This is a genomic window from Micromonospora sp. NBC_00858, assembly GCF_045207365.1.
Classification (GTDB): domain Bacteria; phylum Actinomycetota; class Actinomycetes; order Mycobacteriales; family Micromonosporaceae; genus Micromonospora.
On record NZ_CP108828.1, the window covers coordinates 4,247,829 to 4,262,072 of the forward strand.

At 71.6% G+C, this 14,244-nt stretch carries 10 protein-coding genes; 2 read left to right on the forward strand and 8 right to left on the reverse strand.

Going from position 1 to position 14,244, the window contains the following annotated elements; all coding sequences use genetic code 11:
- Nucleotides 1–76 precede the first annotated feature (76 nt).
- Entirely contained in the window at nucleotides 77–1,687 is a 1,611-nt protein-coding gene (locus OG990_RS19765) for a hypothetical protein (RefSeq protein ID WP_406076658.1), read from the forward strand.
- Between the two features lie 101 nt (nucleotides 1,688–1,788).
- Here OG990_RS19765 and OG990_RS19770 read toward each other — a convergent pair whose 3' ends face one another.
- From OG990_RS19770 to mmsA, 8 genes are all read right to left on the reverse strand, one after another.
- Entirely contained in the window at nucleotides 1,789–3,087 is a 1,299-nt protein-coding gene (locus OG990_RS19770) for an SWIM zinc finger family protein (protein ID WP_406076659.1), read from the reverse strand.
- Nucleotides 3,084–5,879 (reverse strand): DEAD/DEAH box helicase, encoded by a 2,796-nt coding sequence (locus OG990_RS19775; protein WP_406076661.1) that lies wholly within the window; start codon nucleotides 5,877–5,879, stop codon nucleotides 3,084–3,086. Before OG990_RS19775 ends, OG990_RS19770 begins: the two co-directional genes overlap by 4 nt.
- Nucleotides 5,880–5,959: 80 nt before the next feature.
- Nucleotides 5,960–6,784 (reverse strand): ABC transporter permease, encoded by an 825-nt coding sequence (locus OG990_RS19780; RefSeq protein WP_406081825.1) that lies wholly within the window; start codon nucleotides 6,782–6,784, stop codon nucleotides 5,960–5,962.
- Between the two features lie 5 nt (nucleotides 6,785–6,789).
- Nucleotides 6,790–7,803: an ATP-binding cassette domain-containing protein gene (locus tag OG990_RS19785; protein ID WP_406076663.1), complete on the reverse strand. Its 1,014-nt coding sequence runs from the start codon at nucleotides 7,801–7,803 to the stop codon at nucleotides 6,790–6,792.
- A 210-nt stretch (nucleotides 7,804–8,013) separates the two neighbouring features.
- The gene (locus OG990_RS19790) at nucleotides 8,014–9,276 is read right to left on the reverse strand and encodes an ROK family protein (RefSeq protein ID WP_386988798.1); all 1,263 of its coding nucleotides are present in this window, start codon (nucleotides 9,274–9,276) and stop codon (nucleotides 8,014–8,016) included.
- Between the two features lie 112 nt (nucleotides 9,277–9,388).
- Complete coding sequence (locus OG990_RS19795) at nucleotides 9,389–10,489, reverse strand: sugar-binding protein (protein ID WP_328425455.1); 1,101 nt, start codon at nucleotides 10,487–10,489, stop codon at nucleotides 9,389–9,391.
- A gap of 6 nt (nucleotides 10,490–10,495) precedes the next feature.
- A complete protein-coding gene (gene mmsB, locus OG990_RS19800) occupies nucleotides 10,496–11,842 on the reverse strand; it encodes a multiple monosaccharide ABC transporter permease (protein ID WP_328425453.1) in 1,347 nt (448 codons plus the stop codon).
- Nucleotides 11,839–13,386 carry a multiple monosaccharide ABC transporter ATP-binding protein gene (gene mmsA / locus OG990_RS19805; RefSeq protein WP_406076665.1) on the reverse strand — a complete coding sequence of 516 codons (1,548 nt, stop codon included), beginning with the start codon at nucleotides 13,384–13,386 and terminating at the stop codon, nucleotides 11,839–11,841. The genes mmsB and mmsA overlap by 4 nt, the downstream gene beginning before the upstream one ends.
- Nucleotides 13,387–13,771: 385 nt before the next feature.
- On the opposite strand from mmsA, the gene OG990_RS19810 reads away from it, so the two are divergent.
- Nucleotides 13,772–14,194 (forward strand): acyl-CoA thioesterase, encoded by a 423-nt coding sequence (locus OG990_RS19810; RefSeq protein ID WP_386988802.1) that lies wholly within the window; start codon nucleotides 13,772–13,774, stop codon nucleotides 14,192–14,194.
- Nucleotides 14,195–14,244 lie beyond the last annotated feature (50 nt).

Genomic DNA, 14,244 nt, shown 5'->3' on the forward strand with positions numbered 1-14,244 from the left:
CCATCCGATCACACTTGGTGCTCCGATGTGGACCTCAGGGCCGGGTCGGCCGGGCCGCAGGGATGGGAGCGCACGAGTGAAGTCCAGAATCCTCCGTCGGGTCGCCGCGTCGGCCGTGGCGCTCGCCTGCGCCGTGCTGGGCGCGGTGGCGTTGCCGGCCGCCCCGGCGACCGCCAGCCCGATCCGCAACGCCACCGCCTGGTCGGTGCTGCTGTGCAAGTTCAGCGACAAGCCGGCCGAGCCGCAACCGCCGTCGCACTTCGCCAACTTCCTCACCGCGGCCGGGATCGGCACCGGCGGGGTGGCGGACTACCTGGCCGACCAGTCCGGCGGGCGGGTGTCGCTGGCGGGCTCGGTCGTTCGAGGCTGGTACACCATGCCGTACACGCTGGCGCAGTTCCAGTCGATCGACCGGTGGACCCGGATCCAGCGCTGCGTGGACACCGCGGCGACCGCCGGCTACGCGGTGCCCGCCGGGAACCGGATCGCGGTCATGCTCAACGACTGGGTGGATTCGGGTGCGGCCGGTGGCCGGGTGCTGCTCGACCCGGGCGCCTGGAACGTCGGCTTCGCCGCGCACGAGATGCTGCACGGATACAACCTGGGGCACTCGTTCTCCAACGACACCACGTACCAGAACGCGCCATGGTCCCAGCCGGGCGAGTACGACGACCCGTGGGACGAGATGAGCGCCATGCACATCTACGCCTTCGGCACCGCGAACTACGGCACCAGCGCGGTCGGGCTCAACGGGCCCCACCGCGACGAGTTGGGCTGGCTGCCCAAGAACCGGATCTTCACCATGGCCGCCGACGGCATCGGATCGCGCACCCTCACCATGGCGCCGCTGGAGGTGCCCGCCGCGAGTGGCCCGCAACTGATCCGGATCCCGTTCGACCCGGCCGACCTGTTCCACTACTACACCATCGAGTTCCGCCGGAAGACCGGTTGGAGCGCCGGTATCCCCGGCGACACCGTGCTGCTGCATGAGGTCCGCAACGGCACCCCCACCCTGCTCCGTACCGGGCCCGGCGGCGGGCCGGCGCAGTCGGTCAACGCCAACAGTGTGCAGATCGGCGTGAACTGGGTCTCCGGCAATGCCGCCTCGGTGACCGTCACCACCGACGTGGTCAACCGCTGCCTGCAGGGGTACGTGTGGCGCGAGGCCCGCCCCGGTGACCTGGTCTGCGTCACCGGCGCCACCCGCAGCCAGGTGTGGGCGGACAACGCCGCCGCGGCGAGCCGCTGGGTGAACGGCCCGTACGGCCCGCACACCTGCGTCGCCGGCTACGTGTGGCGCGAGGCGTACGCCGGGGACGACGTCTGCGTCACCGGCACCCAGCGCAGCCAGGCCGCCGCCGACAACGCCGCCGCGGCGTCGCGGCGCAATCCCGCCCGGCTGGTGTTCGGCCCGAACAGCTGCGTCAGCGGGTACGTCTGGCGCGACGGCGACCAGTCCGACTACGTCTGCGTGACCGGCGCAACCCGCTCCCAGGTGCTCGCGGACAACGCGGCCGCCGCGAGCCGCTGGGTCAACGGACCGTATGGGCCGCACACCTGCGTCGCCGGCTACGTGTGGCGCGAGGCGTACGCCGGGGACGACGTCTGCGTCACCGGCACCCAACGCAGCCAGGCCGCCGCCGACAACGCCGCCGGACCGGGCCGGGTGCTGCGCCCCGCCGGCTGATCCGTGGCGCGCCCCGGTGGTCGGTCACCGGGGCACGCCGCCTGTCCGGTCGGAGTCCCGCACCTGCGCCTGGTCGAACGCCGGCAGGGGCAGCGGGTACGTCACCGGCGTTCGGTGTCGGACCCCTCCGGCGGCAGGTCGAGCAGGGCGTCGGTCGGATCGGTGCGGGGCGGGCCGGCCGGCCACCAGGCACCGGCACGGCGCCGGAACGGATACCAGCGTCCGTCCGGGCCGTGGCGCAACTGCACGTCCCGGCCGACGGTCCACCGGTTGCGCCAGGACTTCACGTCGCCGTCCACCACCGCACGCAGCGCCGCGGTGGTTCGGGCGGTCACCTCGGGCGGCGGGGTGAACACCGCGTCGAGGGCGGCCACGCCGGCCGGACCGGCGTACTCCCAGGCCCGGACGGCCCGGGGCAGCTCTGCCGCTCGCCCGCTGGCCTCGGCGAGCCGCTCGACGGCCGGCGAGCGCGGCACGCTGGCGGCCAGCCGGACGGCGTCCGGCCAGGCGTCGGGCTCCGGCGCGAGCAGCTCCGCGCGGGTGGCGGCGAGCAGTTGCCGGGCCCGGGAAGCGACGTCGGCGGCGAGCAGCCCGAGCGCCTCGGCATCGACGCCGGGCGCGGAGTGTCCGGCGAGGATCGGGGCGAGCGCCAGCGGTGCGCCGGGCACCGGCGCGGGCGGTGCAGGTAGCGGCGCCGGGGCAGCGGCCCAGGCTTCCTCCGCCGGGGTGCCGACCGGGGCGGCGGCGTCCGCCACCGCGATGTGCCGCCGGGCGTTGCGCCGGCGCAGCTCCTCCACCAGCTCGGTCTCGGCCCGCCCGCGCATCAGCAGCAGCACGAACGGGTCGCGGTCGAGCAGCCAGGACGTCTGGTAGGCCAACGCTGCGGCGTGCCGGCAGGGCTGGTCCCAGGACGGGCATTCGCACTCCGGTTCCAGGTCGCCGTAGCCGGGCAGCAGGCGTACCCCGGCGTCCTCGGCGGTATTGACCAGCTCGGGCGGCATCTCCCGGTCGAGCAGGGCGGCGATGTGGCCGGCCTTCGCGGCGAGCGCGTCGAGCAGACGGTCCCACTGGCGCTCGGAGAGCGGGCCGACGCGCACCACGGTGTCGTGCGGACGGTCCGGGTCGCCGTCATGGACCGGGGCGGAGATCCGACCCGGACTCACGGTGATCGGGCCGACCTGACCGGCGAGCGCGTACCGGCGCCCCCGGCTCAGCTGCCCACGGTCGAGCGCGGCCCGCTCCATGGCGTCGATCCAGGCGGTGCCCCACCAGGTGGCGGCGAACGTCCGGCCGATCCGCCGGTCCGGTGCGAAGGCCGGGAAGCTGCGGGCCCGTCCGTCGTCCCGCACCGGTTCGGCGTCGTCGTCCCACAGGTCGTCGAACTCCTCGTCGCCCGTCACGTCCCGTCCCCTCGTTCCTGGTCGCCGAGCCGGACGAGCCGGAGCAACTCGGCGTCGGACAGCTCGGTCAGGGCGGTCTCGCCGCCGCTGAGCACGGCGTCGGCCAGGGCTCGCTTGGCCTCCAGGAGGGCGGCGATGCGCTCCTCCAGGGTGCCCTGGGCGATCAGCCGGTGCACCTGCACCGGCCTGGTCTGCCCGATCCGGTGGGCCCGGTCGGTGGCCTGTTCCTCGACGGCCGGGTTCCACCAGCGGTCGTAGTGGATGACATGGTCGGCCCGGGTCAGGGTCAGGCCGGCGCCGGCCGCCTTGAGCGACAGCAGGAAGACCGGCACCTCGCCGGCCTGGAACCGGCGGATCAGCTCCTCGCGCCGCGACACCGGTGTGCCGCCGTGCAGCAGCTGCGCCGGTACGCCCCGCTCGGCCAGGTGCCGGGCCAGCAGCCGGGCCATCCGCACGTACTGGGTGAAGACCAGCGCACCGCCACCCTCGGCGAGGATGGTGTCCAACAGGTCGTCGAGGAGGTGCAGCTTCTCCGACCGGCCGCGCAGCGGACCGTGTGCCTCCTTCAGGTAGTGCGCCGGGTGGTTGCAGACCTGCTTCAGCCCGACCAGCAGTTTGAGCACCAGGCCGCGCCGGGCGATGCCGGTGCCGCTGGCCCGGATCTCGGCCAGCACCTCGTCGACCACCTTCTCGTAGAGGGCGGTCTGCTCGGCGGTCAGCGGGACCAGATGGTCGGTGACCGTCTTGGGCGGCAACTCGGGGGCGATGCCCGGGTCCGTCTTGCGGCGGCGCAGCAGGAAGGGGCGGGCCAGGCGGGACAGCCGGCCGACGCTCGCGGAGTCCCGGTCCACCTCGATGGGCCGGGCCCAGGTCGCGCGGAACTCCCCCGCCGTGCCCAGCAGGCCGGGCGTGGTCCAGTCGAGGATCGCCCACAGGTCGGTGAGGTCGTTCTCCACGGGGGTGCCGGTGAGCGCGACCCGGGCCTGGGCCGGGATCGTCCGCAGGGCCTTCGCGGTGCCGCTGAGCCTGTTCTTCACGTACTGCGCCTCGTCCGCGACCACCAGCCCCCAGCGCTGGGTGGTCAGGGTGTCGGCGTCGAGGCGCATGGTGCCGTAGCTGGTCAGCACGATCCCGTCGGCCAGCTCGGCGAGCGACCGGGTGCTGCCGTGGAAGCGGCGTACCGGCGTGCCAGGGGCGAACCGGCGGATCTCCCGCTCCCAGGTGCCGAGCACCGAGGCGGGGCAGACCACCAGGGTCGCGCCGGCGGTGGCCCGGTCGAGCTGGCGGCGCAGGTGCAGGGCCACGACGGTGACCGTCTTGCCCAGGCCCATGTCGTCGGCGAGGCAGCCACCGAACCCGAGCGAGGTCATCCGCTCCAGCCAGCGCAGCCCACGCAGTTGGTACCCGCGCAGGGTGGTGGCGAGCGCGGCCGGCGGGGTCAGCGGCTCCGGCCCCCGGTCGGGGTCGGCGAGCCGTTCACACAGCGCGTCCAGCCAGCCGTCGGCCACCACGTCGACCCGCTCGCCGGCCACCTCGGTGCTGCCGGTCAGGGTCGCCGCCAGGGCGTCGTACGCCGGGAGCGGGGTGAGCCGGCGCTCGGCGGCCCGGCGGGCCAGCTCCGGTGGAACCGCAACCCACCCGTCGCGCAACCGGACGATCGGCCGGGCGACCGCGATCAGGTCCGCCTCGGCGTCGGTCAGCGGCACCCCGGCGAGGGTCAGCTGCCAGCTCAGCGGCATCGGCGCGGCGGAACGGAAGAAGGCCGCCGGCTCGGCGGGCTGCTCCGGTGGAGAACTGACCAGCACCCGGGCGGCGAGCGCGCGGGAGAGCTGCGCCGGCCACTCGATGTCGATGCCGGCCGCGACCAGCCGTGCCTCGGCGCCGTCGAACAGGTCGACCAGGTCCTCGTCGAGCAGCTCCAGCTCGACCGGCGCGGCCTCGTCGAGGAGGCGTTCCAGCGGCGGCCACAGCGCGGCCGCGCGTCGTACGGCGAGCATCGCCTCCACGGTGGCCCGGTCGCCGAGACCGTGCTGGTCGCCCGCCCAGAGGGCCTCGGCGTCGCTGACCAGGGTGGGGTCAGCGAGACTGCGCAGCCGGACCACGGCGCTGGGCGCGGTGGTGTCGAGATCCCCCCGCATCTCCACGCGCAGCGCCACTCGCAGGCCGGTGTCCACCCCGGCGGAGACCTGCCTGGCCCAGCCGCGCAGTTCCTCGGCCGACTGGGGCGCCGGGGCGGTGAAGCGGGGATCGCCGGTGAGCCAGGGCGCGGCCGGGGTACGCGGCAGCGTGTCGGCCACCGCGTCGAGGAAGGCGCGGACCAGTTCCTCCGGGTCGGGGAGGACCAGCCGTCGCGCCGTGGGGTCGAGCGGCACCGCGCGCGCCGTCGGGGGCATCGCGGAGGCCAACGCCCGGATACGTCGCATGTCCTCGACGTCGAACGGGCCGGCGCGCCAGCCGTCGTACCCCTGCGGTGACACTCCGGGCAGGATTCGCCCTCGGGCGACGAGGTGGAGCCCGGTGACCGCGACCGCCGACCAGAACGCGGCGGCCGGGTCGAGCTGGTCGGCGTCGCGCAACGCCACCAGCCGGCGGACCGCGTCGCCCACCGGGATGGACCGGACCGGGACGGTGCACAGCTCCGGCCGGCCGCCGCGCGGGAGGACCAGCCCCAGCTCGCCGCCCTCGCCGACCCGGTCGAACTCCTCGGGCAGCGCGTCGGCGGACGGATGGTGGACGTGAACCGTGCCGGTGCGGGGCGGGTCGCCCGGGGTGAAGACGACCACGAGCGGCACTCTGCCTCCTGATGCATCGTCGGTGGGCGGCCGCCCACCGACCCGACAATCGTGACCTACGACGTTCGACAAGCCCCGGTTCAACCACTCAGCCGCCGGTAGCGGGCCACCGAGAGCGGCAGGAATACGGCGACCAGCACGACTGGCCACACGACGGCCAGCCACGGGTACTGCTGGACCACCCAGGAGTCGCCACCCCAGCCGGCGTTGCCGAAGAGTTCACGGGTCGCGCCGACGGTCACCGACAGGGGGTTCCACTCGGCCACCGTGCCCAGCCAGGCGGGCATGGTGGACGGCGCCACGAACGCGTTGGACAGGAAGCCGAGCGGAAACTCCAGGATCTGCACCCCGGCCACCGCCTGCTGGCCCCGCATCACCAGGCCCAGGAAGATGCCGACCCAGACCAGGGCGAACCGCAGCAGCAGGATCAGCCCCACCGCGGCCAGCGTGTCGCCGACACCGCCGTGCGCCCGCCACCCGAGCGCCAGACCGGCCAACAGCATCACCACGAGGGTGACCAAGGCGAACAGCATGTCGGCCGCCGCCCGACCCATGAGCGGGGCCAGCGGCGAGACGGGCATCGACCGGAAGCGGTCGGTCACCCCGCGGTCCAGGTCGGCCGAGACGGCGATGGTGGTGAGGCTGATGCCGAACACCATGGTCATCACGAACATGCCGGGCAGCAGGAACTCCCGATAGCTCCCGCCCCCCGGCACCTCCAACGCGCCGCCGAAGAGGTAGACGAACATCAGCACGATCAGGATGTCGAAGCCGAGCGAGCCGATCAGCGGCCCGGGATCGCGGCGCCAGTGGGCGAGGCCCCGCCGGGTCAGCGTGACGCTGTCGGCCAGCAGGGTGGGACGACCGGGCCGGTGGGCCGGCGATCCGGTGCCGGGCAGGGTCAGACTGGTCACGCCGAAACCTCCGCGCTGTCGGCGGGCACAACGACCGCCTCGGCGCCGCCGTCCTCGGCGGGCTGCGGTCGATGCCCGGTGAGGTGCAGGAACACCTCATCCAGGGTGGGGCGGCGCAGCGCGATGTCCGCCACCTGCACGCCGCCCTCCTCAAGCGCCCGTAGCACGGCGGCGAGTGTGGCGGCCCGGTCCCCGATCCGGGCACTGAGCAGCCGCCGGTCGTGGTCGACCGTCGGCTCGACCCCGACCACCTGCCGCAGCCGCGGCAGGGCGGCGGCGAGATCGGCGCGGTCGCGGAGGACCAGGTCGAGGCGGTCGCCGCCGAGGCGGCCCTTGAGGTCGTCCGGGGTGCCCTCGGCGATCACCCGGCCGGCGTCGACCACGGAGACCCGGTCGGCCAACTGGTCGGCCTCGTCCAGGTACTGGGTGGTGAGCAGGACGGTGGTGCCGGCGCGGACCAACTCCCGGACCGACTCCCAGACCTCGTTGCGACCGCGCGGGTCCAGACCGGTGGTGGGTTCGTCGAGGAAGAGCACCGACGGGGTGAGGATCATCCCGGCGGCGAGGTCCAGCCGCCGGCGCATGCCACCCGAGTACGCCTTCACCGGCTGCTCACCGGCGTCGACGAGGCCGAACCGTTCCAGCAACTCGGTGGCGCGCCGCCGAGCCGCCTTCGGGTCGAGGTGGAACAGTCGGCCGAAGATGACGAGGTTCTGCTGGCCGCTGAGCATCTCGTCCAGCGCAGCCTGCTGCCCCACCAGCCCGATGCGGTAGCGCACCTGCTCGGGCTGGCGTGCCACGTCGAACCCGGCCACCTCGGCCCGCCCCTCGTCGAAGCGGAGCAGGGTGGACAGGATCCGTACGGCAGTGGTTTTGCCGGCACCGTTCGGGCCCAGCAGGCCGTACACCGTGCCGGCCCGGACCCGCAGGTCGAAGCCGTCCAGCGCGTGCCGGTCCCCGTACCGCTTGCGCAGCCCCTGCGCGACTATCGCGTCCTCACCGGTCGTCATTTCGCTCCCCCTCGATGCCGCCGCCGCTGTCGTACGACGTACGGTAGCATCTACGGCAGCGATGGGCACATGGCATTTCCGTCGGTTGATGACGGTCATCTGTTCGAGGTGATCGATGAGCCCGATCAGCCGCACTCCGCGTGCCGGCCACTCGGCCCGGCACCAGCGCCGTCGAGGACGTGCCGCATCGGCCGCAGCAGGCGCTTGCGGCTACGCCGGGTCGACGGGCCCCACGTGGCCGGCGACGCCGACGTTCAGCGGGTCGGCCAGCAGCTTGTCGAAGGCCAGTTCGGCGGCACCGATCAGGACGGCGTCCGGGCCGAGCGCCGCCGCCTCCAGGCGCAGGTGCTCGCGGGAGACCGGTAGTGGCATGGCGCCCAGCCGGCTGCGGACCGTGTCCGCCCCGGCGGTGAAGATGTCGCGCAGCGAGCCGCCGAACACCACGGCGTCCGGGTTGACCACGTTGACCAGGTTGGCCACGCCGAAGCCGAGCCAGTCGGCGACCCGCTCGACCGCCTCTCGCGCGGTCCGGTCGCCGTCCGCCGCCGCGCGCAGCACCTCGGCCACCGCCGCGCGGTCGCCGGGGTCCCGGCCGGCGTGCCGCAGCAGCGCGTTCTCACCGATCTCGGTCTCCCAGCAGCCGCGTGAGCCGCACCCGCAGGGCAGCCCGTTCGGGTTGACCACCATGTGGCCGACCTTGCCGCTGTGGCCCCGGTGCCCGATCATCAGCCGGCCACCCACGATGATGCCGGCGCTGATGCCGAGGCCGCCGTGCAGGTAGATGAGATCGTCGACGCCCGCCGCCACGCCGCGGACGTGCTCGGCCAGGCCGGCGATGTCGGCCAGGTCGCCGGCCACGAAACCCGGGCCGGCGGAGAGTTCGGCCTCGAGCGCGGCGCCGAGGGTCCCGTCGATGCCGACGATCCGGATCCTGTCGTCCGCGTCACGGGTGGTGTCGGTGACCGCGACCGCGCCGCCGACCAGCAGGGCGTCGGCGGCCACGCAGCGTTCCATGTCGCGGACGAGGTCGGCGAGCGGGCCGACGGCGTCGACCGCCGACATGCCGACGGGTCGGGCGACCTCGCGCAGATCGAGGATGCGCCCGCCGAGGCCGACCCGGGCGGCGCGCAGTCGGTCCGCGTCGATGCTCAGCGCCTGCGCGTAGACCCGGTCGGAGCGAGGGCTGACCACCAGCGAGGGGCGGCCGGCGCGGCGGGCGGTGGTCGGCGCCTCCTCGGTGACCAGGCCACTGGCGACCAGGTCGGCCGCGAGGGCACCGATGGTGCTGCGGTTGAGGCCGAGCCGGCTGGTCAGCTCGGCCCGGGACGTCGGCCCGTGCAGGTGGACGTAGCGCAGGACGGCGCCGAGGTTCTGCCGCCGGATCTCCTCCTGGCTCGCGCCGGGGACCGAGGGCAGCGGGGATTCGGGATTGCGGCCGACGCCGGCTGGCCTGGACCGGACGGGTGTTTCCACGGTCAGACCTCCTTCCGGGTCGGCGGCGGGTGGTGCGGGGGTGCCAGGACGACGATGGGTCCCGGAAGAGGAGATCCGGGACCCATCGGCGTTGCTGCCTACCGTGTGGTGCTTACTTGGTGAGCGGCGCGAGCTTCGGGTCGTTGGCGTACGCCTCAGCCGCGTTGGCCTTGGTGACGGCGACCGGCGGGAGCAGGTACGTGTCGACGACCTTGCTGCCGTTGTTGTAGGACTTGGTGTCGTTCACCTGCGGGGTGTTACCGGCCTGGAGGGCCTTGACCATGTTGATGGTCTCCTTGACCAGGTTCCGCGTGTCCTTGTTGATCGTCATGTACTGCTCGCCAGCGACGATCGACTTGACCGACTCAACCTCGGAGTCCTGACCGGTGACGACCGGGACCTGCTTGCCAGCACCCTTGATCGAGGTCATGATCGCGCGGGCCAGGGTGTCGTTCGGGGAGAGGACGCCGTCCAGCTCCTTGTTGCCGTAGGTCGAGGTCAGCAGCTGGTCCATGCGGGCCTGCGCACCCTCGGCCTTCCAGCCCTGGATGGCGGTCTGCTTGACGTCGGTCTGCTTCGAGGCGACGACCACGTTGCCCTTGTCGATCTCCGGCTTGAGCACGCTCATCGCGCCGTTGAAGAAGACACCGGCGTTGTTGTCGTCCGGCGAGCCGGAGAACAGCTCGATGTTGTACGGGCCGTTCGGCTTCTTGGCCTTCATGCCCTCGAGCAGGGCCTGGCCCTGGAGCTCGCCGACCTTGAAGTTGTCGAACGCGACGTAGTAGTCGAGGTCCGGCGTGTTGGTGATGAGCCGGTCGTACGCGATGACCTTCACGCCGGCCTGGTGGGCCGCGGCGACCTGGGTCGACAGCTGCGCGGCGTCGGTCGCGCCGATGACGATGACCTTGGCGCCCTTGGTCACCATGGCGGTGATCTGAGCCTGCTGGTCGGCGACCGTGGTCGACGCACCCGCGTACTGCACGTCGCTCTGGAAACCGGCCTCCTTGAGACCGTTGCTGAACAGGTCACCGGCGAGGACCCAGTTCTCCGAGGTCTTGGCCGGCAGGGCGACACCGATCAGGGAGTTCGCCGCGAAGCCCTTGGCGTCACCGTTGGAGCCGCCGGTCTCCTCGTCGCGGCCGGAGCCGCAGGCGGTGAGAGCCAGCATGGCGACGGCACCGATGGCCACCGACTTGCCGAAGAATCTACGCATGGGAAGTTACTTGCCCTTCTGGAGAGGTGACACGGAGGAGAGGTCGGTGGCCCGTGGTCCGGGCACCGGTGCCGTGGCGGGCTCGCGCTCCGCGTCGGGCGGTGAAACGGGGGTGGTGGGTGCGTCCCGCTTGAAGGAGCGGGTGATGCTCCCGATCACGGAGAAGCGCCCCTGGCTCTTGTTGTAGACGTCGATCGCGACGGCCAGCAGCAGGACCAGGCCCTTGATGATCTGGACGCGGTCGGTGCCCACGCCCATCAGTTGCAGGCCGTTGTTGAGCACGGCCATGACGAGACCACCAACGATCGAGCCGCTGATGGTTCCGATACCGCCGGAGACGGCCGCGCCACCGATGAAGACCGCGGCGATCGCGTCCAGTTCCCAGCCGTTGCCGTCCTGCGGGCCGGAGGCCGCCGAACGGGCCACGAAGATCATGCCGGCCAGGGCTGCCAGGACGGACATGTTCATCATGACGAAGAAGTTGACCCGCTTGAGCTTCACACCGGACAGCTCGGCCGCCCGGGAGTTGCCGCCGACCGCGTAGATGTGCCGGCCGCCGGCCGTGTTGCGGGTGTAGAAGGAGTACGCGAGGACCAGCGCGACCAGGATGATGCCGGAGATCGGGAAGCTGGTGCCGACGCGACCGCTGGCGAAGCGCAGCGCGGCGAAGGCGATCACCCCGACCATGACGGCCATGCGCAGGATCGAGATCCACATCGGCGCCGGATCGGCGTCCATCGCCCGGCGGGTCTTGCGCGCCTGGAGCTCGCGCCACACCACGGCCACCGCCGCGGCCAGACCGAGTAGCAGCGTGGCGTTGTTGTAGCCGGTGTTCGGCCCGAACTCGGGCAGGAAGCCGGAGCCGATCTCCCGGAAGCCTTCCGGCACCGGGATGGTGTTCGCGTTACCGATGAACTGGTTGCCGCCGCGGAAGAGCAGCATTCCGGCCAGGGTCACGATGAACGCTGGCACCCCGATGTAGGCCACCCAGAAGCCCTGCCAGGCGCCGATCAGCGCGCCGATCCCGAGGCCGAAGAGGATGGCGAGGGGCCAGGGCAGTGACCAGTCGGCCATCGCCTTCGCCACCAGGATGCCGGCGAATGCGGCCACGGAGCCGACCGAGAGGTCGATGTGCCCGGCGACGATCACCATGAGCATGCCGATGGCCAGGATCAGAATGTACGAATTCTGCTGGAACAGCGCGATCAGGTTGTCCGACCGCAGAGTCAGGCCATCGGTCAGGATCTGGAACAGGACGACGATCGCCACCAGGGTGAAGATCATCCCGAACTGGCGAGCGTTGGAGGTGGTGCCTCCGAACAGGTTCTTCTGAAGGTCCTTCAATCGGCTCATCGTGTCAGCATCTTCTTCGTCGAGGTCATCTGCTTCATGAGGTTTTCCGGGGTGGCGTCCTCCCGGGCGATCTCGCCCGTGATGGCACCTTCGAACACGGTGTAGATGCGGTCGCAGAGCCCGATCAGCTCAGGCAACTCCGAGGAGATGATGACGACACCCTTCCCCTGGTCGGCGAGCCGCTGGATGATGCCGTAGATCTCGTACTTGGCGCCCACGTCGATACCGCGCGTCGGCTCGTCGAGGATCAGCAGGTCCGGGTCCGTGAACATCCACTTCGCCAGCACCACCTTCTGCTGGTTGCCGCCGGAGAGCTTGGAGACGCTCTCGTCGACCGTCGGGGCCTTGGTCCGCAACTCCTTGCGGTACGCCTCGGCCGCCTGGTACTCCTCGACCTGGTCCAGGACGCCGTGGTGGGAGATCTTGGACAGCTTGGCGGCCACCGTCGACGACTTGATGTCGTCGAGCAGGTTGAGGCCGATCGCCTTGCGGTCCTCACTGACGTACGCGAGCCCGTGGTCGATCGCGTCCGCCACCGACTTGAGCACGATCTCCTTGCCGTCCTTGATGATCGTGCCCGACTCGTACACCCCGTAGGAGCGGCCGAACACGCTCATCGCCAGCTCGGTGCGGCCCGCGCCCATCAGGCCGGCGAAGCCGACGATCTCGCCGCGGCGCACCACGAAGCTCTCGTTCTTGCAGACCTTCCGGTCGGCGGAGATCGGGTGCCGCACGTTCCAGTCGCGGACCTCGAAGAAGACCTCACCGATCTTCGGCGTGTGGTCCGGGAACCGGCTGCTCAGCTCGCGGCCGACCATGCCCCGCACGATCCGGTCCTCGTCGACCCCTTCGGCCCTGACGTCCAGCGTCTCCACCGTCCGGCCGTCGCGCAGGATGGTGATCTGGTCGGCGATCGCCTCGATCTCGTTCAGCTTGTGCGAGATCATGATCGAGGTGATTCCACGCGAGCGGAAGCCGCGCAGCAGGTCCAGCAGGTGCCGGGAGTCGGCCTCGTTCAGCGCGGCCGTCGGCTCGTCCAGGATGAGCAGCTTCACGTCCTTGGCGAACGCCTTGGCGATCTCCACGAGCTGCTGCTTGCCGACCCCGATGTCCTTGATCAGGGTGTCCGGGTCCTCCTGCAGACCGACCCGGGCCATCAGGTCCAGCGCCATCCGGTTCGCGGCCTTCCAGTCGATCGCGCCCCGCTTGCGCGGCTCGTTGCCGAGGAAGATGTTCTCGGCGATCGACATGCCCGGAATGAGCGCGAGCTCCTGGTGGATGATCACGATTCCGGCGTTCTCGCTGGCCCGGATGTCGGAGAAACGCGTCTCCGACCCCTGGTAGACGATCTGGCCGTCGTAGGTGCCGTACGGGTACACACCGCTGAGGACCTTCATCAGCGTGGACTTGCCCGCGCCGTTTTCACCGCAGATGGCATGGATCTCGCCGGCGCGAACCACCAGGTTGACGTCGGAGAGGGCCTTGACTCCTGGGAACTCCTTGGTGATGGAGCGCATCTCAAGGAGGATGGGCACGTCGCTCATCGCTCGTACCACCTCGCCAACGTCATCGGTTGCCTCCGGAAGGTTTGACCTTCACTCGGTTTTGTTGTTGACGGCAACGTATTGCGGCGAGAGGCCCATCCGCAAGGCGGGGGCGTGTTGAAAATGTAACAATCCGGCAATATAGACGTCGCACAGTGTTCGCCTGCCCCAGCGGCCCCTATAGTCCCGCCGGCAGCGGGCGACCCGGTCGCCGCGCTCCCGGGCGACTTCCGCCGGCCGAGCGGGATCGACCCCGGCCGCTGCGCAAAGGACCCTCAACAGGCACGACGCGACTTCCGCCGGCGGAAGGGTACCGTGCCGGATCGCCGCCGCCCAGACCGGACGGGCGGCACCTCGTGTCGGTAGGTCCCGCTACCCTCGCCTCATGGCAGATCCCTTCCGGGTACGCATCACCGTCCGGGGTTACGAGCTGGACACCCAGGGCCACCTGAACCAGGCCGTCTACGTCCAGTACGGCGAGCACGCCCGGTGGGAGTGCCTGCGCGCCGCCGGCATCGCGCAGGACCGGCTCCTGGCCGCTGGCATCGGACCGGTCGCCCTGGAGTCAAACCTGAAGTACCTACGGGAGCTGCGTGGCGGGGACGAGGTGGACGTGTCCTGCCAGTTCCACTGGAGCGAGAGCAAGGTGTTCCAGATCGAGCAGGACTACACCCTCGTCGACGGCACTCCGGTCGCCCGGCTGACCGGGGTGGGCGGGCTGCTGGACCTGTCGACGCGACGGCTGGTGCCCGACCCGCGCGTACGGTTTCGGCAGCTGGCCACCGACCCGGGGCCGCTCAACCTCTGAGGCTGGTCTCCACCGGCCCGAGCGGGTCGACGTGCTCCGCCGCGCCGCTT

Coding starts and splice junctions, on each gene's coding strand:
- OG990_RS19785 (WP_406076663.1), bottom strand. CDS start 7,803: ATGACGACCGGTGAGGACGCGATAGTCGCGCAGGGGCTGCGCAAGCGG.
- OG990_RS19795 (WP_328425455.1), bottom strand. CDS start 10,489: ATGCGTAGATTCTTCGGCAAGTCGGTGGCCATCGGTGCCGTCGCCATG.
- mmsB (WP_328425453.1), bottom strand. CDS start 11,842: ATGAGCCGATTGAAGGACCTTCAGAAGAACCTGTTCGGAGGCACCACC.
- mmsA (WP_406076665.1), bottom strand. CDS start 13,386: ATGAGCGACGTGCCCATCCTCCTTGAGATGCGCTCCATCACCAAGGAG.
- OG990_RS19810 (WP_386988802.1), top strand. CDS start 13,772: ATGGCAGATCCCTTCCGGGTACGCATCACCGTCCGGGGTTACGAGCTG.